The sequence below is a fragment of the Streptomyces mangrovi genome (genome assembly GCF_900114215.1).
GTDB lineage: Bacteria > Actinomycetota > Actinomycetes > Streptomycetales > Streptomycetaceae > Streptomyces > Streptomyces barkulensis.
The window spans coordinates 1-22,368 of record NZ_FOSG01000028.1; the positions used below are offsets into that span (position 1 = coordinate 1).

Genomic DNA, 22,368 nt, shown 5'->3' on the forward strand with positions numbered 1-22,368 from the left:
CGACGGGGTATCAACATATCTGGCGTTGACTTTTGGCACGCTGTTGAGTTCTCAAGGAACGGACGCTTCCTTCGGCACCCCTTCCGGGGCCCCTCCGGGCGCTTCCCTTCGGTGTCTCCGACTCTATCAGATCCCTTTTCGGTCTCCGAATCCCCGCCGGCGGGGTCCTGCCTTTTCCTTCCGCGCCGTTTCCGGCGCTTCCACCACCGTAGCGGATTCCCCGTCCGGCTCCTAATCGAGCCACCCGGACCGGAATTGCGGCATGCCGCAATTCACCCCCGGAAGGGATTCACACCAAGTGAGTGGTCGCCGCCGAAGGCGACAGAAGAGCTGCCTGGAGAGCCGTTCCGGCTCTCTGGCAACCCGGAGAACCTTACGGACCGCCCCACCGACTGTCAAGCCGCGCCCATGACCTCCTCAGCAGGTCTGTGCGAGCCGGTCGGCGCGGGCTCCGTCCGGCCGTCAGTCCAGGTCGCTGAGCCGGCCGCCGGCGTCCGGCTGGGTGTCCTCCACCCGGCGCAGCAGGCGTGTCAGCAGCTCTCCCAGGGTGACACGCTCCTCGCCGGACAGGTCCTGGAGCAGGTCCTCCTCGAAGACGGAGGCCATCCGCATCACCTGGAGCCACTTCTCGCGGCCGTCGTCGGTCAGCTCGACGATCACCCGTACGCGGTTGTTCTCGTCCCGCTCCCGGGTGACCAGGCCGGCGGTCGCCATGCGGTCGATGCGGTGGGTCATGGCGGCGGGGGTGAGTCCCAGCCGTTTGGCGAGGGCTCCCGGGCCCAGTTGGTAGGGCCTGCCCGCCATCACCAGTTCCTTCAGCACCTCCCACTCGGCGTGGTTGAGGCCGAGGGTGGAGAGCTGGCGTCCGTAGGCGACGCTCATGCGCCGGTCGAGGCGGCTGAGCGCGTTGACGATCTTCTCCACCTGAGGGTCCAGCTCACCGTACTCACGCTGGTAGATGGCGATCTGCTCGTCGAGCGTGGGGCCGCGGTCCTGGTCCGAGGGGGGCTGGTCGGGCATGGGACCGGAGTATGGCATGAACTCGTTCGCTTCGAACTCTTCGTCTGTGTACTCTTTAGTGTCGAACTTTAGCTTCGAAGTCTCTCTTCGGGCTTCCCCCGACCCATCCGTTCCATCCCATGCGTGCCCAGACGGCACCGGACTCAGAGGCAGGTGAGTGTGACCACCGCGACGGGCGCGGCGCTGCGCCGGATCCAGACGGGGAACGCGCTGAGCGCGTTCGGCAACGGCTTCACCGTCCCGTTCATGTTCATCTACGTGGCCCAGGTGCGGACTCTGGGCGCGGGCACCGCCGGAACGGTGCTCGCGCTCTTCGCCGTGGCCGCGCTGGCGGTGCTGCCCTTCACCGGGCGGGTGATCGACCGTCGCGGTCCACTGCCCGTCGCCGTCGCGGGAACGGTCCTGGCCTCCGCGGGCTCACTCGGCATCGCCTTCTCGGAAGGCGTGGCGGCGATGTACGTGTCCGCCGCCGTCTTCGGTGCGGGCCTTTCCGTGATCCAGCCCGCGCTCGCCACGATGATCGTGTGGTCCTCCACCACCGCGACGCGCTCGCGCGCCTTCGCCACGCAGTTCTTCCTCAACAACCTCGGGCTCGGCGTCGGCGGACTGCTGGGCGGTCTGGTCGTGGACACCGAACGGCCCTCGTCGTTCCTGCTGCTGTTCGGGATCGAGTCGGCGATGTACCTGGTCCTGGGCGCGACCGTGGCGACGGTACGGCTGCCGGGCGGGCCGCGTGTCGAGTGCTCCCCACACGTCGGCGAGGACAGCGGCGGGGACGGCGCCGCGGCCGGCGCCGACGAGGCCGGGGGCGGCTGGCGGGAGCTGCTGTCCGACCGGGCGATGGTGACGCTTTCCGCGCTCGGCTTCGTGATGTTCTTCGCCTGCTACGGGCAGTTCGAGTCCGGGCTCTCGGCGTACGCGGTCGAGGCCTCACGGATCTCCCCGGTGACGCTGGGGATCGCGCTGGCCGCGAACACCGCCGTGATCGTGCTGGCGCAGTTCGTCGTGCTCAGGGTGGTGGAACGGCGGCGGCGCAGCCGGGTGATCGCGCTGGTCGGGCTGATCTGGACGGTGGCGTGGCTGGCGGCCGGGGCGTCCGGGCTGGTCGCCGACCGCCACGCGCTGGCCGTCGCGGCGATCATCTCCACGTACGCGCTGTTCGGACTGGGCGAGGCGATGCTGTCGCCGACCGTGGCCCCGCTGGTGGCGGACCTGGCTCCGGCCCGGATGGTCGGGCGGTACAACTCCGCCTTCGCCCTGGTGAAGCAGCTGGCGCTGGCGATCGGTCCGGCGGTGGGCGGGCCGATGGGCGCCACCGCGCACGGGCCGTACATCGTGATGCTGGTGCTGTGCTCGCTCGGCGTCACCGTGCTGGCCCTGCTGCTGGGCCGCAGACTGACCGCCGAGCAGGACAACCCGCTGAGGGCGTCCCTGGTGGTCGCCGCCTCGGTGCCGGTCCGGTCCGCCGAATCCGTGCGGGCCGGTTAGGCCGTGTTTCGGCCCGTCCGTGCCGGTCGGCGCGAGACGGTCTCCGGAAGCGCGAACTCGCACCACACCGCCTTTCCTCCGCCCGGGGTGCGGCGCGATCCCCAGGCGGAGGCGATGGTGGCGACGATGGAGATGCCCCGGCCGCTCTCGTCCACCGGTTCGGCGCGGCGGCGGCGCGGCAGGTGGTCGTCGCCGTCGGTCACCTCGACGATCAGGCGGCGGTCGGTGCGCCGCAGGCGCAGGCACATCGGCGGGGTGCCGTGCTGGAGGGAGTTGGCGACCAGTTCGCTGGCGGCCAGCACCCCCAGGTCGTGCAGTTCCCGGGGGAACCGCCAGCTCGTCAGGACTCCGGAGGCGAAGGCGCGGGCGCGCGGGGCGGCCTCGACCCCTCCCAGGAGGTCCAGTGCGGCGTTGTGGAACAGCTCCGCGTCGTGGCCGGTGCGGACCGGGTGCTGGAGGGCCAGGAGCGCGACGTCGTCGTCGTGTTCGGCGGTGATGCCCATGGCCCGCAGGAGCCGGTCGCAGACGACCTGGGGGTTGCCGGTCGCCCCGGCGAAGGCCTCCTCCAGCACCTCGATGCCCTGGTCGATGTCGGCGTCGCGCCGCTCGACCAGGCCGTCGGTGTAGAGCACGGCCGCCGAGCCCTCGCCGAAGGGGACGGAGGCGGAGGTGTGCAGCCAGCCGCCGGTGCCCAGGGGCGGGCCGGTGGACTCGTCGGTGCGGTGGACCGTGCCGTCCGGGTCCCGGACGAGGATCGGCAGGTGGCCGGCGGAGGCGTACGCCAGGCGGCCCTCGTTGGGGTCGTGGATGGCGTAGAGGCAGGTGGCGATCTGGTTCGGGTCGATCTCGGCGGCGAGCCCGTCGAGGAGCTGGAGCACCTCGTGGGGCGGCAGGTCCAGCCGGGCGTACGCGCGCACGGCCGTGCGGAGCTGCCCCATGACGGCGGCCGCCCGGACCCCGCGGCCCATCACGTCGCCGATGACCAGGGCGGTGCGGCCCGCGCCCAGGGTGATGACGTCGTACCAGTCGCCGCCGACCGCCGCGTCGGTGCCGCCCGGACGGTACGTGGCGGCCACCCGCAGGTCGTCGGGCTGCTCCAGTTGCTGCGGGAGCAGGCTGCGCTGGAGGGTGACGGCCGCCTCGCGCTGCCGGCGCTCGCTGACGCGCAGCCGTTCGGCGACCTCGACCTGGTCGGTCACCTCGGCGGCGAAGACGAGGACGCCGCGCCGTGATCCGGGGCCCTTCAGGTCGACGGGGGTGCAGGTGAAGGTGTAGTAGCCCGGGCGCGTGCCGCCGCCGACGGCTCCGGGGATCCCGCCGTCCCGGCCCTCCACCCTGCGGGACTTGACCGTGCGGGGCCTGCCGCTGCGCAGGACCTGGTCCATCAGCGGGAGGAGGCCCAGCTCGGTGAGCTCCGGCAGTGCCTCGCGGGCGGGGGCGCCGGGCTCGCGGGGGCCGAAGGCCGCGGCATAGGCGTCGTTGACGAACGCGATGCGGTGGTCGGGGCCGTGGACGAGGGCGACCAGGGCGGGGACCTGCCCGAGCAGGTCCCGCACGGGCAGGTCGTCGAGGCCTCGGCCGGCGCCCTGTCCCGCTCCCGCGGTGCCCGGAGCGGACGGCTCGCCGTGCTCGTCCCGGGCGGCCGGGACGGCCCCGGCGGGGGCCGGTGCCTCGGGCGGGCGCCGTACGGCCCTGGGGGCGAGGCGTCGTTGCCGCTGCGTGCCGGGCAGCCGGGCGCTCCAGCGCGTGAAGTTCACTGCGTGCGGTCCGATCCGATTCCGATGTTCTCGTGTCTGGTGTCCGGTGTGTGCGTGCGGGTACGTGCGGATGCCCGTGCCCGCGGGCCCGTCGCGCCGACCGCGCCCGCCGGTGACTCTTCGCTGACGCGGGTCCACCCATGGTCACACGTCCAGTGTGACCGACGGCACCGGCCGGTGTCAGGGGCCCTCGGGGTGGCGGCCGGTGCCCGCGGCGAGTTCGAACTCCGCGCGCGGGTGCTCCAGCGAGCCGAGCGAGACGATCTCACGTTTGAACAGGCCGGCGAGCGTCCACTCCGCGAGGATGCGCGCCTTGCGGTTGACCGTCGGCACCCGGCTCAGGTGGTACACGCGGTGCAGGAACCAGGCAGGGTAGCCCTTGAGCCTGCGGCCGTACACATGGGCGACGCCCTTGTGCAGACCGAGCGAGGCGACGGAGCCGGTGTACGCGTGCTCGTACCGCGCCGGTTCCCGGCCGCGCAGCGACGCCACCAGGTTGTCGGCCAGGAGGCGCGCCTGGCGTACGGCGTGCTGGGCGTTGGGCGCGCACTCCGGAGGCGGTCCTTCACCGGAGCCCCGGCCGGGGGACGGCTTTGCCGCAAGGTCCGGGACGGCGGCGGCGTCGCCCGCCGACCAGGCGTGTTCGGTGCCCTCGACGCGCAGGGTCGCGGTGCAGCGCAGCCGGCCGCGTCCGTCGCGGGGGAGGTCCGTCCTCTCCAGCAGGGGGTGGGGCTTGACCCCCGCGGTCCACACGAGGGTGCGGCAGGGGTGGCGGGATCCGTCGCTGAGCCGGGCGACGCGGTTCTCGCAGGAGTCGAGCCGGGTCTCCAGGCGTACGTCGACGTTGCGGCCGCGCAGTTCGCGCACGGCGTAGCGGCCCATGGCCTCGCCGACCTCGGGGAGGATGCGGCCGGTGGCCTCGACCAGGATCCACTTCATGTCCCGGGGGCGGATGTTGTGGTAGTAGCGGCAGGCGTAGCGGGCCATGTCCTCCAGTTCGGCCAGCGCCTCGACGCCCGCGTAGCCGCCGCCGACGAAGACGAAGGTGAGGGCGGCGTCGCGGACGGCGGGGTCGCGGGTGGACGAGGCGATGTCGAGCTGTTCGAGGACGTGGTTGCGCAGGCCGATGGCCTCCTCGACGGTCTTGAAGCCGATGCCGTGGTCGGCGAGGCCGGGGACCGGGAGGGCGCGGGAGACCGAGCCGGGGGCGAGGACGAGTTCGTCGTAGGGCACCTCGACGGGACCGGTGCCGGCGTGCTCGGTGGCGAGGGTCTCGACGGTGGCGGTGCGCCGGGCGTGGTCGACGGACTTCGCCTCGCCGATGACGATCCTGCAGTGGGGCAGCACCCGGCGCAGGGGGACGACGACATGGCGCGGGGAGATGGAGCCCGCGGCCGCCTCGGGCAGGAAGGGCTGATAGGTCATGTAGGGGTCGGGGGCGAGCACGGTGACCTGTACACCCCCGCCGCCCTCCCGCGCGCGTCTCAGTTCGTGCTTCAGGCGCCGTTGGAGGCGCAGGGCGGTGTACATGCCGACGTAGCCGCCGCCGACCACGAGAATGCGCGCGGGTTCCTTCGTCACCTGTCCATGACGCACCCGCGGGCAGACGTTTGTCCACAGGTCCTGGGAAACGTATGACCGGCGGAGGGCTTCGGCCCGGGGCTCGCGGACCCACTGCGGGCAAGAAAAAGCAGCAGCTCAGCGGGGGTGCGAGGGGGGTCCGGGAGGGGGTCGGAAGGAGGGGTGGGCGGCGTACTCCGATCGGGGGCGGAGGTGGCGGAACATCTCTCTTCTCTCGTGACCGGGGCTCAACTATGTTCGTAGCACGCCGGGCGGAGCCATGACCGTGTCCCGGCGGCAAAGGGTGGGGGGCCTCCGGGGGGAGGCTGCCATACAACCGGGGGAATACAACATGCATATTCAGGGCATTCAGGGCTCTCGCTGGTCGACCGCCGTCATCTCCGACTCTTCCGCGGAGGGCGGGGCGGGCCCGGTGAACGGGGCGGGCGCAGGCCACGGGGCCACGCGCCCGGCCGACGGGGAGAGCGTCGCGGCCGGCAGGGGGAACGCCGGGGGGAGCAGGCGTACGGCTCCGCTGCGGGTCGACGCCCAGCGCAATCTGGAGCATGTGCTGCGCGCCGCCCGCGAGGTCTTCGGTGAGCTGGGCTACGGCGCTCCGATGGAGGACGTCGCCCGCCGGGCGCGGGTCGGGGTCGGCACGGTCTACCGGCGTTTTCCCAGCAAGGACGTACTGGTGCGGCGCATAGCGCAGGAGGAGACGGCGCGGCTGACCGAGCAGGCCCGGGCGGCGCTGGGGCAGGAGGAGGAGCCGTGGTCGGCGCTCTCCCGGTTCCTGCGCACCTCGGTGGATTCGGGTGCCGGACGGCTACTGCCGCCTCGAATACTCCGGGTCGGGCCGCTCACCGACGGGCCGGACGGGGCGGCCGAGGACATGGGCGCCGGCCCGAGGGGGGCGCGTACGCCGCAGGGCGGCGGACACGGGCAGCCCGGACTGCGGCTGGTGGACGGCCGGGCCGGCCGGGAGGACGCACCGGAGGAGACCGGCCGGGAACGGGAGGACGCCGGCAGCACCGGGAGCACCGAGGACGACGCGGGCGTCCTCGAACTGCTCGACGTCGTCGGGCGTTTGGTGGAGCGGGCCCAGGCCGCCGGTGAGCTGCGGTCCGATGTGACGGTCGCCGATGTGCTGCTGGTGATAGCCACGGCGGCGCCGTCCCTGCCGAACGCGGTGCAGCAGGCCGCGGCCTCCGCACGGCTGCTCGACATCCTGCTGGAGGGGCTCAGGCCGCGGCACGCGAAGCCCGTGGGGGCCTGAGGCGAGGTCCGGGGCGCCGGTGACGCGGCGTTGGAGCGGCGTTGGAGCGGCGTTGGAGCGGCGTTTTTCGGCCAGATTCACGTCACCGCCGTTCGGCTCCCATACCTCGTACGAGCGCCGCGTGCGCACCGTTCTGCGGTTTCCCGCCCCGGACGGGTGATTGAGGCGCACGGCCGGGAATGCGCGGCCCTCACCGTGACACGCTTTGCCGGTGTTCGGTGGCGACTGTGTGTACGGGGGTTCTCGCTTTGAGTGCTGACGGGCGGGGGGAGCCGCGCGGTCCACAGGGTGTGGACGGAGTGGACGGGTCGACGGACGCCGTGCCCGGCGACGCGGAACTGGTGTCGCGGATGCGCGGCGGGGACACCCGGGCGTACGAGGAGCTGTACCGGCGGCACGCCGCCGCGGTGCGCCGCTACGTACGCCACTGCTGCCGGGACGCGGCGACCGCGAACGACCTGACGGACGAGATCTTCGCGCGCACGCTGCTGGCCGTGCGCGACGGTGCGGGGCCGGACACGGCGGTGCGCACCCATCTGCTGGCGGCGGTCCGGGACGTGGCGGCGGCCTGGGCGGGAACGAGCGGCTGGGATCTGCTCGTCGAGGAGTTCGCGGTCTTCGCGGCGGCGGCCGATTCGCCGGGCGGCGGGAAGGGCTCCGGGGCGAACGCGGAGGTGCGGGCCATGCGGAGGGCCGAGCGGTCCACCGCGGTGCGCGCCTTCCGTGATCTGCCCGAGCGGTGGCAGGTGGTGCTGTGGCACACCGTGATCGAGGAGGAGTCACCGCGGGAGGTCGCGCCCCTGCTGGGGATGGCGCAGGACGCGGTGGCGACGCTGGCACAGCGGGCGAGGGAGGGATTACAGCAGTCCTACCTCACGGTGCACACCGCCGGGACGCGGGCGGCGGGCGGCGACTGCGCACACCGTGCCGACCGGCTGGGGACGTATGTGCGCGGAGGGCTGCGGGCACGGGCGGACCGGGGGCTGCGCCGTCATCTGGAGCGGTGCGCCGACTGCCGGTCGGCGGCGCTGGGTGCCAGGGACGCCTGCGAACGGCTCCGGGTGATGCTGCCGCCTGCGGTCGTGGGCTGGGGTGCGGACGTGTACTCGCCGTACCCGGCGGTGGGTTCGGCACAGGCGTACGCGGCGCAGGTGTACGCGGCGCAGGCCGGCGCGGAGGAAGGGGGCGCCGCGGAGGCGTACCCGGTGGCCGGGGCGGTGGGCACGGCCACCGCGGCCGGAGGCATGGACGGTCCGGCCGGCAGCGGGGCCGCGGTGTTCGACGGACTGGGTTCGACCGCGAAGGCGGGCGTCACGGCGGGGGTGATGGCCGCCGCCGTGGCCACCGCGCTGACGCTGGCGCTGGTGACCGACGGCCAGCCGTCGCGAGGCCCGTACCGGGGGCCGGGGGTACGGCCGTCGGCGGCCGGCGCGTCCGGCGGGACGGAGACCGGGCCGGGAGCGGAGGCGGGGGGTTCGAGGGCGCAGACCGTGTCGCCGCGGGAGGCGGTGGACGGGGGCGAGGGCGTTACGGACCGGAAAGCGGCACCGTCGGGGGAGCCTCTGACGCAGGGGCAGGGGCAGGGGCAGGAGCCGTGGCCCGGCTCCCCGTCCGCGCCGGTTCCCGGGGCCGGGCCGGTACCCGACGGGGAGGCCGGTCCCACGTCCGGACCGGCCTCCCCGTCGGCTGCCCCTTCGGCGCCCCGGGCGTCCACGGCCACCGTCCACCGGCTCGACCGGCTGCCCCGTGGAGGCGGTTCGGACGGCCTCTCCGTACGGGAGGGAAGCAGCCGGCTGTGGCAGCGCTCGCGGTTGCGTATCGGCGGCCGTGACCGGGGTTACGGGGTGACGGTGTCCGCCCGCTCCTCCGTGGCGGTCGATCTGGGCGGTGCCTGCACCTCGTTCGAGGCGCTCGCCGGGGTGGACGATCTGACGGCGCTACGGGGTGCGGTCCGGTTCTCCGTGCACGGCGACGGGGTCCGGCTGTGGGAGTCGGGTGTCGTCCGGCGGGGCGAGGAGCCAGTGCCGGTCCGCGTGCCCCTGTCCGGGGTGCGGACGCTCCGGCTGGTGGTCGAGCCGAACGGCGTGCTGGACTCGGTGGTCATGGCGGACTGGGCGCGGGCGCGGATCGGCTGCCGCTGACCCGCCGCGCCTCCGCCGCTCGCGAGGTGGCCCGGCGTACCCGGGGGCGAGTCCGGCCCGGACCCGTTCGGAACCGTTCGGAACCGATTCCGGCCCGTTTCACAGGCTGGGGCGCTGCGGCACTCCTCCCGCCACCGCGCGCCGGCCCTCGGTGGCCGCGCCCGTGCCCGTGCCCGTCCAGCAGCTGCCCCGGCGGGCCAGCAGCCGGCGCAGCCAGACCTCGGTGGAGACCAGTTCCGCCAGCCCGTCCAGCGGCAGTGCCTCGCCCTCGGCCGCGGCCCGCAGCGCCTTGCGGACGACCCGGGCCTCCACCAGCCCCGCGTCGGCCAGCAGGGGCGCGTCGAAGAGGTCGATGAGGTCGCCGACGCGGGACCGCAGCCCGGTCCGTGCCGCCGCCGTGTGGGTGGTGCGGGAGGGGGTGCCCCAGCCGGGCGGCAGTTCGTGGACGCCCGCCCCCGCCAGGACGGCGCGCAGTACCGCAGCCCGCGCCCCCGGCTGTACGCGCAGCGCCTCGGGCAGGGCTCGGCAGGCGCGGACGACCTGGTTGTCCAGGAAGGGGGCGTGCAGCCGCTGGCTGCGGACCTCCGCGGCCTGTTCGAGTATCCGGTGGTCGGCCGCCAGCCGGGCGAGCGCCGCCCGCGCCCGCCGCTCCCCCGGGCGCGTGCCGGTCTCCCCGGGCACCGGGCGGAGGGCGGCCTGCTCCAGCCGAATCGATACTTCGGCCAGCGCCTCCCCCGTCAGCCAGCGCGCGGCCGGCCCCGGGCGGCACCATGCGAGGGCGGACAGCGAGGCGTCGAGCACACCCGGCCCGGCCTCGTGGAGGCCCCCGCCCGCACCGCCCGCGCCCCAGGCCCCGGAGCCCGCCACGCCGCCCCCGGTGACATCCCGCAGCCGCCGCGCCGCCTCCCGCACCCCGTCCCGGTACGGCGTACGGGCCAGTCTCCGTGCCGCGCGGTAGACGGTGAGCGGCACGAGCACCGAGCGCCCGGTCGCGCCCTCCGCCTTCGCCAGCGCCGTGACCGGCCGCAGCAGATGGCGGCGGCGCCGGTCCAGCAGCAGGTCCGCCAGCCGGGCCGGGTGGGCGTCGAGCGCCTCGCGGGCGCCGTATCCGGACAGGTGGTCCGCGCCGCCCGCCGCCAGGCGCAGCCGGTGCCGTTCGGCGGCGACCAGCGAGGGGCCCGGCTCGTCGGTCAGCGGCCCGTCGGCGAGCGGGCCCCCGCCGGGCCCGGCGTACGGCAGGGCCTCCTCGCCGGCGGCGACGACGACGTGGCGCAGCCGGGGGTTCTCCGCGATGCTGCGGGCGCGTTCCAGTTCGGCCTCGCGTCCCGAGAGGGGGTCCAGCGTCAGGTCGTTGAAGGTGACGGCCAGCAGCCGTTCGCCCGCCGACGTCCCCGGCGTGCCGTAGACCGTGCCCGGGACGCCGGGCAGTCCGGCGGCCAGCAGCGCGAGCGCCGCCGACGCGCTGCCACCCGACAGGTCCGCGCCGATGCCGGGCGCGGGGCCTCTGGCCCGCCCGCCTCCCGGGCGGTCCGCGAGCCGCTGGGCCGGTCCCATGCCGGGGACCGGCCCGGGGTCGAGGCTGCCGAGGTCGGGCACGGGCGCGTGGCGCGGGGCGGCCAGCCGCACCCGTACGGCCTCCACCAGGGCCTCGCGCACTCCGGCGACCGCCGCCTCCGCGTCCACGGGGGGCGCGGCGACGACGGTGGGCACGGCGGGTTCGTAGCCGACGGTCTCGCGGCTGCGGCCGTCGCGCATGACCAGCGCGTGGCCGGGCGCCACGCGGCGCACCCCCGCGTAGGGTGTGCCGTCGCCCAGCGCCTCGGGCGCGTCGGGGCAGGCGAGCAGGGCGGCGAGGTGTCCGACGTCGAGCTGCGCCTCGATCAGGTCGGCCAGCGGCAGCGCGGCGGTGGCGTAGGCGGTGCCGCCCGCCCACGGGGTGTGGAAGACGGGCCGGGCTCCGGCGAGGTCGGTGGTGATGGTGACGCGGCGGCCGACGCGTACGACCGCGGTGTAGCTGCCGGGCCAGGCGGTCAGATGGCGCAGGGCGCCGCCGCGGGCGGCGAACAGTCCGATGCGCAGCTGCTCGTCGGAGGCGCCGCAGGAGCCCAGCACCGCGAGTCTGCTGCCGCCGTCGGCCTCGACCAGGCGCACCTCGTCGGGCCGCCAGTCACCGACCGCCCACAGCGGGTCGGGGCCGTCCCACAACTGCCGCGCCCCCACCGGCTGGATCGTCTGCCCGGGTCTGGCCGCGCCGCCCGCGCCGGAGGCGTGGTCTGCGGCCCATCCCACCAACCACCGCATCGCCGCCTCCGCATGGCCCCGTGGATCGGTAACTCGGCGTCGTCGGCGGCCGATCGGTGGCGGGTCACCGTCGGCAGCCGTCAACCGCCGTCGCTGCGGACCATGCTGCCACGGGATGGGCGTGGGGGAGGTGTTCGGGGACGCGGACGCGCGGAAGCCGACGCCGGACCCCGGCGCCGTGACGGCCCGCCGGACGACTCCGACGGGAGCGGCGTCATTCGGCCAAATATTTGCCGTGAGATATGCCTAACGAATCATCATCGGCGTCTCTTCGGCGCGTTGTCGGAGCGTCGTCGGCAGTCCGGGAGGCTTCACCGCCTCCCGGACCGGACCGCCGTCCGCGGGGAATGGGACGACGGCATTCCCCCAGCCCACTGGTTCCAGCGCAGTGGGCCGACCCACGCAGCACCCATGGAAACGCCTCCCCTGCGGACCGCACAGAGCGCACGGACAGGCGCACCGGCACACACCCGGAGCACGCGCCGGGGGAGCATGCGCGGTGCGGTCCGGAGTGCCCGTCGGCGCCCCGCGCCCCGTTCACGCGCCGCCGGCCCGCGCTCCGCGGAGCCTGCACGAATCCCGCCATCCCGGAAGACGGCCCTTAACGGTAGGGATGCGGCGAACTACGCTGTGTTGACGAATGCCCCGTGTGCGCGGCACGGGGTGGCCGTCGGTGTGTGTCAGGGGTGCGCATGTCCAGGGAGCCACGCGGGCCGAACGAGAAACTCGGTGCCGTCCTCGCCCTCGCCGGAATCAGCAACGCCGGGCTCGCCCGCCGGGTCAACGACCTCGGGGCGCAGAGAGGACTGACCCTCCGTTACGACAAGACGTCGGTCGCCCGCTGGGTCTCCAAGGGCATGGTGCCGCAGGGCGTGGCCCCCCATCTGATCGCCGCCGCGATCGGCAGCAAGCTGGGGCGTCCCGTCCCGCTGCACGAGATCGGTCTGGCGGACGCCGACCCGGCCCCGGAGGTCGGCCTGTCCTTCCCCCGCGACGTCGGCGCGGCCGTGCGGTCGGCCACCGAGCTGTACCGGCTGGATCCGGCCGGGCGGCGCGGCGGGGGTGGGGGTGTGTGGCAGTCGCTGGCGGGCTCGTTCTCGGTGAGCGCCTACGCCGTGCCCACCTCGCGCTGGCTCATCAAGCCCGCCGACAGCTCGGTGGCGCGGAACGCGTCGGCGCTGTCCGGGACCGCCCCGACCGGGATCGCTCTGTCCGGGGCCACCCTGTTCGGGGCCGCCGGTGCCGCCGGTGCCGCCGGGTTCGAGGCCGGTCCCGCCGACGAGCAGCGCCCGCCCCCGCCCGCCCCCACGTCCCCGCGCGTGGGCCACAGCGATGTGGCCAAGCTGCGGGAGGCCGCGCAGGAGGCCCGGCGCTGGGACTCCAAGTACGGCGGCGGCGACTGGCGTTCGTCGATGGTCCCCGAGTGCCTGCGGGTGGACGCCACCCCGCTGCTGCTGGGCTCCTACAGCGACGAGGTGGGGCGCTCGCTGTTCGGCGCCACCGCCGAACTGACGCGCCTGGCCGGCTGGATGGCCTTCGACACCGGCCAGCAGGAGGCCGCGCAGCGCTACTACATCCAGGCGCTGCGGCTGGCCCGGGCGGCGGCGGACGTGCCGCTGGGCGGGTACGTGCTGGCGTCGATGTCGCTACAGGCGACGTACCGCGGCTTCGCCGACGAGGGCGTGGACCTGGCGCAGGCGGCGCTGGAGCGCAACCGCGGTCTGGCCACGGCCCGCACGATGAGCTTCTTCCATCTGGTCGAGGCCCGCGCCCTTGCCAAGGCCGGCGAGTCGGCGGCCTGCGGCACCTCGCTGGCGGCGGCCGAGGGCTGGCTGGAGCGTTCCCGCGACGGCGACCCGGACCCGTCCTGGCTCGACTTCTACTCCTACGACCGCCTCGCCGCCGACGCCGCCGAGTGCTACCGCGATCTGAAGGCCCCGCGCCAGGTGCGCCGCTTCACCGAGCAGGCGCTGTCGCGGCCGACGGAGGAGTTCGTCCGCTCGCACGGTCTGCGGCTGGTGGTGTCGGCGGTCGCGGAGCTGGAGTCGGGCAATCTGGACGCGGCCTGCGCGGCGGGCACCCGGGCGGTGGAGGTCGCCGGGCGGATCTCCTCGGCGCGGACGACGGAGTACGTGCGGGACCTGCTGCACCGGTTGGAGCCGTACGGCGACGAGCCGCGGGTGGCGGAGCTGCGGGAGCGGGCCCGCCCGCTGCTCGCCGCCCCGGCGTGACCCTGACATGACCCAGCCCGCCCCGCGGCGCCCGCCGGTCCGCCCGCCCCGCCCGCCGCGCTCGCGGCGCCCGGGAGACCCGGGGGACCCGGCGGACCCGGCGAGCCCGGCGGAGGACGTACGCCCGGTGTGTCCGGAAGCGGGCGGTACGGCCCGCCTCCGGGAGCCGTTCGGATGTCCGGTGCGCGGCCGGACGGTTGTCCGTCAGTGCTCCGGGCCATGATGGAGGACGTGTCCACTGTCTCCTCGGCCGCCTCCTCCCCCTCCCCCGCCGCCGGCGCGCCCACCGCGCGGCGCACGGCGTACGACTGCGACGTGCTGGTGGTCGGCGGCGGGATCGTCGGCCTGTCGACGGCGTACGCGCTCACCCGCGCCCGGCCCGGTACGCGGGTGGTGGTGCTGGAGAAGGAGGACGGCCCGGCCCGGCACCAGACCGGCCGCAACAGCGGGGTGATCCACAGCGGGGTCTACTACCGCCCCGGTTCGCTCAAGGCCCGCTTCGCGGTGCGGGGCGCGGCGGAGATGGTCAAGTTCTGCGCGGAGTACGGCATCGCGCACCGGGTGACGGGGAAGCTGATCGTCGCCACCGAGCGCGCCGAGCTGCCCCGGCTGCACGCGCTGGTGCAGCGCGGCCGGGAGAACGGCATCCCGGTGCGCGAGCTGGGTCCGGCCCAGATCGCCGAGTACGAGCCGCACGTGAGGGGCCTGGCGGCCATCCATGTGGCCACCACCGGCGTGTGCGACTACGGCGCGGTCGCCGCCGAGCTGGCCCGCCTGGTGGAGGCGGCCGGCGCCGAGGTGCGCCACGGCGCGGAGGTCGCCGCCGTGGACCGCCGCCCGGGCGTGGGCGTGGCCGTCCGTACGGCGGCGGGCGCGGTGGTGCGGGCCCGCGCCATGGTCAACTGCGCGGGGCTGCACTGCGACCGGGTGGCCCGTCTGGCGGGCGACGCGCCGCCGGTGCGGATCGTGCCGTTCCGCGGGGAGTACCACGAGCTGGCCCCGGAGCGCGGCCGGCTGGTGCGGGGCCTGGTCTACCCGGTGCCGGACCCGGCGTTCCCGTTCCTGGGCGTCCACCTCACGCGCGGCATCGACGGCTCGGTCCACATCGGCCCCAACGCCGTGCCCGCCCTGGCCCGCGAGGGCTACCGGTGGCGCACCGCCCGCGCCCGCGATCTGGCCGGGACGCTGGGCTGGCCCGGCTTCTGGCACATCGCCCGCCGCCACTGGCGCTACGGGGCCGGGGAGATGCGCCGCTCGCTGTCGAAGACGGCCTTCACCGAGGCGGTGCGCAGGCTGCTGCCGGAGGTGGAGACCGCCGATCTGCGCCCCGCCCCGGCCGGGGTGCGGGCCCAGGCGGTCGGGCGGGACGGCGCGCTGGTCGACGACTTCCTGATCACCGAGGCCCCGCACACCGTCCACGTCCTCAACGCGCCCTCCCCGGCAGCGACGGCGTCGCTGCCGATCGGCCGCGAGGTGGCGCGGCGGGCGCTGGCGGCGCTGGACGCCGGCCGCTGACCCGCGCCGGCCCGCAGCCCCTACGGCTTGCGCGCGAGCCCGCCGTACACGGCCGTCTCCGGCCCCGGCTCGCCCTCCGGACGCCACCGCGAGCACGAGACGACGCCGGGTTCCAGCAGCTCCAGCCCCTCGAAGAAGCCCGCGATCTCCTCCGGGCCGCGCGGGGTGTACGGGGTGGCGGCGCCCCGGGCGTTGTGGCTCTCGATGGCCCGGACGTAGACCGGGTCGGCGGTGGAGCCGTCGTTCAGGCCGAGGAAGCTGCCCGGCGGCAGGGCCTCGACCAGCCGCCGCACCACCGCGCGGGCCTCGTCGTAGTCGGGGACCAGGCCCAGGATGCCCATGAGCATCAGCCCGACCGGACGCGAGAAGTCCAGCGTCCGCGCGGCCTCGGCCAGGATCCTCTCGGGGTCGCGGACGTCGGCGTCGATGTAGTCGCACGCGCCCTCGGGGGAGCTGGTGAGCAGGGCGCGGGCGTGCACCAGCACCAGGGGGTCGTTGTCGACGTAGACGATCCGCGACTCCGGGGCGGCGCGCTGGGCGACCTCATGGGTGTTGTCCCTGGTGGGCAGGCCGGTGCCGATGTCCAGGAACTGCCGGATCCCCTCCTGCCCGGCCAGGTGCGTCACCACGCGGCCGATGAAGGCGCGCGAGGTGCGGGTGATGTCGCGCATGCCGGGGAAGGCCGCCAGGACCTTCTCGGCGGCGTCGGCGTCGACCGTGTAGTAGTCCTTGCCGCCCGCGAGGTAGTTCCAGATCCGGGCCGAGTGGGGCCGGGAGCTGTCGATCCCGCTCCCGCCGCCCGTCGTTCCGTCCGCCATCCTGTCCGCCTCCTCGGTGCCGACCGTGAGGGGCACACGATCCCACACGGCGTCAGCGCCCACCCATCCCCCGGACCGGGGTGGGGTCGTCCGCATTCCGGAACTCCGACCCCGCGAAACGACCTCCCTCCCGCCCGAACACCGCGTCCGGCCCGGCGTCCGGGCTTCCTCACGTCCTCCCGGCAGGGGCCCGGCACGGCCCCCCGCTACCGCGGCCGCCGGGGTCCGCGCCGGGCGGCCGTAGACTCGTACGCACTGTGTCCGAGAAGAATCCCCAGCCCGCCGAAGCGGCAAAAGCACCCGAGACGCCCGAGACGCACCCCGGAGCGCGCGGAGCGCTCGCGGCCCCCGCCCGGGACACGCGGAGCACCCGGGGCGCACAGGGCACGCCCAGCGCGCAGAGCGCCATGTTCCCCGACGGCACCGGCCCCTCCGCCAACCCCGTCGGGGACCGCCACGAGCGCGGCATCCGCAGCTTCCAGCCGCGCCGCAGCCGCGTCACCGCCGCCCAGCGGGACGCCCTGCTGAGACTGTGGCCGGAGTGGGGCGTGGAGATCGACGGCGACCGCCGCCTCGACCTCGACGAACTCTTCGACGCCCTCCCGCCCGGCTCGCCCGTGGTGCTGGAGATCGGTTTCGGCATGGGCGAGGCCACCGTGCGGATGGCCGCCGACGACCCCGCCACCGGCATCCTCGCCGCCGACGTCCACACCCCCGGCCAGGGCAACCTGCTGGGGCAGGCCGAACGGCGGGGGCTGTCCAACGTCCGGGTCGCCAACGGCGACGCGATCATCCTGCTGCGCGAGATGCTCGACCCCGGCTCCCTCGCCGGGATCCGCGTCTTCTTCCCGGACCCGTGGCCCAAGAAGCGCCACCACAAGCGGCGCATCGTCCAGCCGGAGTTCGTGGAGCTGGCCGCCTCCCGGCTGCGGCCGGGCGGGCTGCTGCACTGCGCCACCGACTGGGAGCCGTACGCCGAGCAGATGCTCCAAGTCCTCACCGACTGCCCGGCCCTGGAGAACACGCAGGCAGACGGCGGCTTCGCGCCGCGCCCGGACTTCCGGCCGCTGACCCGCTTCGAGCAGCAGGGCCTGGACAAGGGCCACGTCGTCCGCGACCTCCTCTTCCGCCGCCTCCCCTGACGGGGGCCCGGCGGCGGGCCGGCCGCCGGGCGGGCCGTGCTCGCGCAGAGGGCCCGCCCGTGGAAATCGACGGCGGTTCGTCCGGGCTTGGCGGCTACCCTCATCCCTTCGTCGATCCGACCGCAGGAGGAGCAGACTGTGCGCAGTGCCGCCGCGACGCCCGAGGGCGACCAGATCCGCTGGGTCGAGCTGCCGGGGCGGGAACCGGCACGTGTCTACGTGCACGGTTTGGGCGCCACTTCACCCGCCTACTTCACGGAGGTCGCGACCCATCCTCTGCTGGCCGGCCGCCGTTCACTGCTGATCGATCTGCTCGGTCACGGCCTCAGCGACCGGCCGACGGGTTTCGACTACACCCTGGAATCCCATGCGGGCGCACTCGCCGCCGCCCTGACCTCCGCGGATGTCACCGGTGCGGAGCTGATCGCGCACAGCATGGGAGGCTCGGTGGCCGTCGTCCTGGCCGCCCGGCATCCGCACCTGGTCTCCAACCTGATCATGGTCGACGCCAACCTCGATCCGATCCCGCCCGTGCCCGGCTCCGGCGGCAGCAGCGGTATCGCCGCGTACTCCGAGCGGGAATTCCTGGCGGGGGGCTGGGAAGAGGTCCGCGACCGGGTCGGCTCCCACTGGTGGTCCACGATGCGTCTGGCGGGCCGTGAGGCCCTGTACCGCAGCGCGGTCCACCTCGCCCGCGGCACCGTCCCCACCATGCGCAAGCTTCTGCTGGACCTGAGGATCCCCCGCACATATCTGCTGCCCGAGGCCGACGGCCCGCTCCCGGGAACCGAAGAACTCGTCGAGGCCGGAGTGTCCGTGGTCGCGATCCCGGACTGCGGACACAACATCATGCTGGACACCCCGGATGCCTTCGCTCGCGCCAGTGCGGCGGCGCTCGCGGCCCGAGACCGGAAATAGCCGGGCCACCGGCCCTGCGCGTGCCGGGCTCCTTCGCCACAGCACCACCGGTGCCGCCGGGGGCGGGGCGGGTACGCCCGACCGCATACGGCGTCGCGGCCGGACCGCGAAGCCCGCGGAACCGGCGCCGATCGGCCGGTCGGGCGTACGGACTGTCGGTGCCTGCTGATAGAACGGCCGACGTCGGCCGCCGAGACGGGGCGACCGCCGAGACGAGGAGGAACGCCCGTGGCCGACGCCATCGCGGAGCAGTTCGCCGGACGGCCCGCCGGGCAGGGCACAGCACCGGCCCCGGGCCTGTACGAGCAGCTGGTCACCGCACGTCTGGAGGAGCGGCTGCGGGCGCTGGACGGCGGCGAGTGGCGCGCCGTCGAGGAGAAGGTGGGCGAGCAGTCCTCGCCCCACGTCCTGGCCCGGCACATAGCCGAGGCCGTCCGCCGCGTGCTGGAGTCCCTGCCCTCCGAGGAGGAGCGGGTCGGCGAGGCCAACCGGATCCTGGACGCACTGGTGACCAGGGAGGGCGCCGAGGAGTGGATCGACCGCGTCGCCGAAGGCCCGAGGCAGCTCGTCGCCGTCGCCCGGCAGCAGGCCCAGGGCGTCTACGAGCTCCGCCGTCCCTCGATCCCGCTGTCCGACGCCGCCCTGATCACCAACGCCCCCGAGGACCCCGGTCTGGGCCACGAGCTGCGAGCCGAGCTCGCCACGGCCGACCGCGTCGACCTGCTGTGCGCCTTCGTCAAGTGGCACGGACTGCGGGTGCTGGAGGACTCCCTGCGGCAGGCCGCCGAACGGAACGTACCCATCCGCGTCATCACCACCACCTATCTGGGTGCCACCGAGCGGCATGCGCTCGACCGCCTGGCGAAGCGCTTCGGCGCCGAGGTGCGGGTCAACTACGAGCTGCGCTCCACGCGGTTGCACGCCAAAGCCTGGCTGTTCCGCCGCGGCAGCGGCTTCGACACGGCCTACGTCGGCAGCTCCAACCTCTCGCGGGCCGCCCTGCTGGACGGCCTGGAGTGGAACGTCAGGCTGTCGTCGGTGGCGACGCCCGCGGTGCTGAGGAAGTTCGGGGCGACCTTCGACTCCTACTGGAGCGATCCCGCCTTCGAGCCGTACGACCCCGACAGCGACGCAGACGTCTCGCGGCTCGACGAGGCGCTCGCGCAGGCCGGGGGCAGGAGTCCGCAGGGCGACACCCGGGCCGTCACCCTCTCCGGGCTGGAGGTCCGCCCCTTCCCGCACCAGCAGGACATGCTGGAGCGGCTCCGGATCGAGCGTGCCGTCCATGGCCGCCACCGCAACCTGCTGGTGGCCGCCACCGGCACGGGCAAGACCGTCATGGCCGCCCTCGACTACCGGGCCTTGCGGCGGGAGCTCGGGCGCGACCCCAGACTGCTCTTCGTCGCCCACCGCCAGGAGATCCTGAAGCAGTCGCTGCGCACCTATCAGGACGTGCTGGTCGACGGGAACTTCGGCTCGCTGTTCACCGGCGGCGAGGTCCCCCGCGACTGGCGGCACGTCTTCGCCAGTGTCCAGTCGCTGTCGAGACCCGCCGCCCTGGCCCGCCTGGCGCCGGACCACTTCGACATCGTGGTGATCGACGAGTTCCACCACGCCACGGCCGCCACCTACCGGCGCGTCATCGATCACTTCCGGCCCACCGAGCTCCTGGGGCTGACCGCCACCCCGGAGCGCATGGACGGGCGCAACGTCCAGGACGAGTTCTTCGGCGGCCGCATCGCCGCCGAGCTGCGGCTGTGGGAGGCACTGGAGAACGAACTGCTCTCCCCCTTCCACTACTTCGGTATCGCCGACACCACGGACCTGGAGTCGGTCACCTGGAAGCGCGGGGCGTACGACACCGGCGAGCTCGACAACCTCCTCACCGGCAACCACGCCCGGGCCAGACTCATCGTCGCCGCCGTGCTGGACAAGGTGGCCGACCCCCGCTCCATGCGTGCGCTGGGATTCTGCGTCTCCGTGCGGCACGCGCACTTCATGGCGGACTTCTTCAACCGGGCGGGCATCAGGTCGAAAGCCGTCGACGGCTCCACCCCGGACGCCGAGCGCGCCGAGGCCCTGGCGGGGCTGCGCGACGGCAGGATCCTGGTGCTGTTCTCCGTCGACCTGTTCAACGAGGGCGTGGACATCCCGGACGTCGACACCCTGCTGCTCCTGCGCCCCACCTCCAGCGCCACCGTCTTCCTCCAGCAACTCGGACGCGGACTGCGCCGCACACAGGACAAAGCCGTGCTCACCGTGCTGGACTTCATCGGCCAGCACCGCCGGGAGTTCCGCTTCGAGGAGCAGTTCCGCGCGCTGACCGACCTCGGCCGCACCAGACTGCTCCGCCATGCCGAGGAGGACTTCCCCCAACTCCCCTCCGGCTGCCAGATCGTCCTCGACCGCAAGTCGAAGGAACGCGTCCTGGAGAACATCCGGAGCAACATCACCGTCAACGCCGCCCGGCTCGCCCGCGAGATCGCCTCCTACGCCGAGCCCAGCCTCGGCTCCTACCTCCGCGAGAGCGGACGGGAGCCCAGGGACCTGTACCGGGGGAAGAACTCCTGGACCGGCCTGCTGCGCCGCGCCGGGCTCATATCCGGCGCGGCGCCGGACGGGGAAGCCGAGTTGCTCAGGCGCGCTTCAGCCTTCCTGCACGTGGACGACCCCGAGCGGGTGGCCGCCTACACCCGCCTCCTGGTCGATGACGCCCCGCACTACGCGTCGCTGGCCCCGAGGGAGCAGGCGTACGCCCGGATGCTGTTCTTCTCCCTGTGGCCGGGCGGCGGGGGCTTCGACGACTACGGGGAGGGGTTGGAGTCCCTGCGCGGGCAGACCGCGTTCCGCGACGAGGTGCGCCAACTCCTGGAGTACAACCTGGAGCACACCGGGCACTACCCGATCCCGCTCGACGGCCCGCACGCCTCCGTCCCCCTGACCGTCCACGCCTTCTACAACCGCGAGGAGATCCTGACCGCCTTGGGACAGGCGGACCTGGACGGCCTCAGGCCGGTCAACTTCCGCGAGGGCGTGCGCTGGTGCGAGAACCTGCGCACCGACGCCCTGCTCGTCACGCTGGAGAAGGACGAGAAGGACTTCTCGCCGCAGACGCGGTACAAGGACTACGCACTGAGTCAGGAGCTGTTCCACTGGGAGTCCCAGAGCACCACCTCCGAGGCCTCCCCCACCGGGCGGCGCTACCGGCGCCACCGGGAGCTAGGCACCCACGTCCTGCTCTTCGCCCGGCGCTTCAAGACGACGGACATAGGCGGCCCCGGGCCCTGGATGCTGCTAGGTCCGGCCGAGTACGTGTCCCACAAGGGCAGTCGTCCGATGGGCGTCGTGTGGCGGCTCGCCCATCCCCTGCCGGCGGACGTGTGGACGCACACGTCCGTCGCGAGCGGTGCGTGACCGCCGCGGCCGTCAGTTCCACCGGCTGGTCTCCGCCGCCATCGCCTCGAAGCGCGTCTGGGCGTGGTCGAGTGCGGTGTCCGGATCGTGGCCGTGGGCGCGAAGCCAGTGGAGGACGTCGGCGATCAGTCGTACGGCCGCGTCCTCGCTGACGGCGCCTGCCAGACGGCCGGGCGCCGGCTCCGTGCGGACGTAGAAGTTGAGGAGCACGTCCGTCCTGACGGGGCACGGATCCTCGGGCCTGAGCTGTGGGGCACCAGGGGTGGTGTCCAACTCGCACCAGATGGCCTTGCCCTCCGCATGGAGGGCGACGCCCCAGTCGGCGGCGACCGCGTCGAGCAGCGCCATGCCTCGTCCCGACTCCGCCTCGTCCGAGGCCGGGAGAAGCACGGGGATCCGATGTGGCTCGGGGTCGTTCAGCTCGATGCGCAGACGCCGCCCGCGAGCCGAGAAGCGCAGTGTGATCGGCGTGCCCTCCCCGATGTGCAGGATGACGTTTGCGACCAGTTCGCTGACGCAGAGCTGGGCGGTGTCGGCGAGGGTCTCCAGCTCCCACAGCTCAAGGTAGGAGCGAGTCAACCGCCTCAGGCGCGAGAGCTCCTCGGGCTGCGCCAGAAGGGGAACGGTCAGTCCGCCTCGCGGTACCGCGCACTCGTTCTTCAGCATGCCTGCGACCTTTCCGGGATGCCGTCGTTGCTCTCTCAGAGTGACACTCTCATTCTCTTTATGAAACTCTCACCTGGTATCAACGGAAGTGTTCTCCCGGCCGCGCGCCCCCTGGCGCACG

General features: G+C 74.1%; 14 protein-coding genes. 8 read left to right on the forward strand and 6 right to left on the reverse strand.

The window, feature by feature from the left end:
- Positions 1-462 precede the first annotated feature (462 nt).
- Positions 463-1,020 carry a MarR family winged helix-turn-helix transcriptional regulator gene (locus tag BM237_RS26270; RefSeq protein ID WP_093852234.1) on the reverse strand — a complete coding sequence of 186 codons (558 nt, stop codon included), beginning with the start codon at positions 1,018-1,020 and terminating at the stop codon, positions 463-465.
- A gap of 159 nt (positions 1,021-1,179) precedes the next feature.
- On the opposite strand from BM237_RS26270, the gene BM237_RS26275 reads away from it, so the two are divergent.
- The gene (locus BM237_RS26275; protein ID WP_093852235.1) at positions 1,180-2,508 is read left to right on the forward strand and encodes an MFS transporter; all 1,329 of its coding nucleotides are present in this window, start codon (positions 1,180-1,182) and stop codon (positions 2,506-2,508) included.
- Here BM237_RS26275 and BM237_RS26280 read toward each other — a convergent pair.
- Together BM237_RS26280 and BM237_RS26285 are read right to left on the reverse strand one after the other, a co-directional pair.
- Complete coding sequence (locus tag BM237_RS26280; RefSeq protein ID WP_093852236.1) at positions 2,505-4,265, reverse strand: ATP-binding SpoIIE family protein phosphatase; 1,761 nt, start codon at positions 4,263-4,265, stop codon at positions 2,505-2,507. The two genes, BM237_RS26275 and BM237_RS26280, sit on opposite strands and share 4 nt — an antisense overlap.
- 180 nt (positions 4,266-4,445) lie before the next feature.
- Positions 4,446-5,795 carry an NAD(P)/FAD-dependent oxidoreductase gene (locus BM237_RS26285; RefSeq protein WP_093852271.1) on the reverse strand — a complete coding sequence of 450 codons (1,350 nt, stop codon included), beginning with the start codon at positions 5,793-5,795 and terminating at the stop codon, positions 4,446-4,448.
- 382 nt (positions 5,796-6,177) lie between these two features.
- Between BM237_RS26285 and BM237_RS26290 the strand changes: the two genes are divergently transcribed.
- Complete coding sequence (locus BM237_RS26290) at positions 6,178-7,101, forward strand: TetR/AcrR family transcriptional regulator (protein ID WP_093852237.1); 924 nt, start codon at positions 6,178-6,180, stop codon at positions 7,099-7,101.
- A gap of 299 nt (positions 7,102-7,400) precedes the next feature.
- On the forward strand, positions 7,401-9,242 hold the full coding sequence (locus tag BM237_RS30380) for a sigma-70 family RNA polymerase sigma factor (protein WP_175541141.1): 1,842 nt from the start codon (positions 7,401-7,403) through the stop codon (positions 9,240-9,242).
- Between the two features lie 99 nt (positions 9,243-9,341).
- On the opposite strand, the gene BM237_RS26300 is transcribed toward BM237_RS30380, so the two are convergent.
- On the reverse strand, positions 9,342-11,543 hold the full coding sequence (locus tag BM237_RS26300; protein WP_093852239.1) for an asparagine synthase-related protein: 2,202 nt from the start codon (positions 11,541-11,543) through the stop codon (positions 9,342-9,344).
- 692 nt (positions 11,544-12,235) lie between these two features.
- On the opposite strand from BM237_RS26300, the gene BM237_RS26305 reads away from it, so the two are divergent.
- Together BM237_RS26305 and lhgO are read left to right on the forward strand one after the other, a co-directional pair.
- Positions 12,236-13,774: an NsdA family TPR-like regulatory protein gene (locus tag BM237_RS26305; RefSeq protein WP_093852240.1), complete on the forward strand. Its 1,539-nt coding sequence runs from the start codon at positions 12,236-12,238 to the stop codon at positions 13,772-13,774.
- A 222-nt stretch (positions 13,775-13,996) separates the two neighbouring features.
- Positions 13,997-15,289, forward strand: a complete 1,293-nt coding sequence (lhgO, locus tag BM237_RS26310; protein WP_093852241.1) for an L-2-hydroxyglutarate oxidase — start codon at positions 13,997-13,999, stop codon at positions 15,287-15,289.
- Between the two features lie 20 nt (positions 15,290-15,309).
- On the opposite strand, the gene BM237_RS26315 is transcribed toward lhgO, so the two are convergent.
- Positions 15,310-16,107 carry an SAM-dependent methyltransferase gene (locus tag BM237_RS26315; RefSeq protein WP_093852272.1) on the reverse strand — a complete coding sequence of 266 codons (798 nt, stop codon included), beginning with the start codon at positions 16,105-16,107 and terminating at the stop codon, positions 15,310-15,312.
- A 407-nt stretch (positions 16,108-16,514) separates the two neighbouring features.
- On the opposite strand from BM237_RS26315, the gene trmB reads away from it, so the two are divergent.
- The 3 genes from trmB to BM237_RS26330 all read left to right on the forward strand — a co-directional run bounded on the left by trmB (position 16,515) and on the right by BM237_RS26330 (position 21,581).
- Positions 16,515-17,249, forward strand: coding sequence for a tRNA (guanosine(46)-N7)-methyltransferase TrmB (trmB, locus tag BM237_RS26320; RefSeq protein WP_093852242.1), 735 nt, complete (start codon positions 16,515-16,517; stop codon positions 17,247-17,249).
- A gap of 138 nt (positions 17,250-17,387) precedes the next feature.
- Positions 17,388-18,167, forward strand: coding sequence for an alpha/beta fold hydrolase (locus BM237_RS26325; RefSeq protein WP_093852243.1), 780 nt, complete (start codon positions 17,388-17,390; stop codon positions 18,165-18,167).
- Positions 18,168-18,407: 240 nt separating this feature from the next.
- Positions 18,408-21,581 (forward strand): DEAD/DEAH box helicase, encoded by a 3,174-nt coding sequence (locus BM237_RS26330; protein ID WP_245794065.1) that lies wholly within the window; start codon positions 18,408-18,410, stop codon positions 21,579-21,581.
- Between the two features lie 12 nt (positions 21,582-21,593).
- Here the strand turns inward: BM237_RS26330 and BM237_RS26335 are convergent, their stop codons facing one another.
- Positions 21,594-22,247, reverse strand: a complete 654-nt coding sequence (locus tag BM237_RS26335) for an ATP-binding protein (protein WP_093852244.1) — start codon at positions 22,245-22,247, stop codon at positions 21,594-21,596.
- Positions 22,248-22,368: the final 121 nt, after the last annotated feature.

Coding starts and splice junctions, on each gene's coding strand:
- BM237_RS26270 (WP_093852234.1), bottom strand. CDS start 1,020: ATGCCCGACCAGCCCCCCTCGGACCAGGACCGCGGCCCCACGCTCGAC.
- BM237_RS26285 (WP_093852271.1), bottom strand. CDS start 5,795: ATGTACACCGCCCTGCGCCTCCAACGGCGCCTGAAGCACGAACTGAGA.
- BM237_RS26290 (WP_093852237.1), top strand. CDS start 6,178: ATGCATATTCAGGGCATTCAGGGCTCTCGCTGGTCGACCGCCGTCATC.
- BM237_RS26300 (WP_093852239.1), bottom strand. CDS start 11,543: ATGCGGTGGTTGGTGGGATGGGCCGCAGACCACGCCTCCGGCGCGGGC.
- BM237_RS26305 (WP_093852240.1), top strand. CDS start 12,236: ATGTCCAGGGAGCCACGCGGGCCGAACGAGAAACTCGGTGCCGTCCTC.
- lhgO (WP_093852241.1), top strand. CDS start 13,997: ATGGAGGACGTGTCCACTGTCTCCTCGGCCGCCTCCTCCCCCTCCCCC.
- BM237_RS26315 (WP_093852272.1), bottom strand. CDS start 16,107: ATGGCGGACGGAACGACGGGCGGCGGGAGCGGGATCGACAGCTCCCGG.
- trmB (WP_093852242.1), top strand. CDS start 16,515: ATGTTCCCCGACGGCACCGGCCCCTCCGCCAACCCCGTCGGGGACCGC.
- BM237_RS26335 (WP_093852244.1), bottom strand. CDS start 22,247: ATGCTGAAGAACGAGTGCGCGGTACCGCGAGGCGGACTGACCGTTCCC.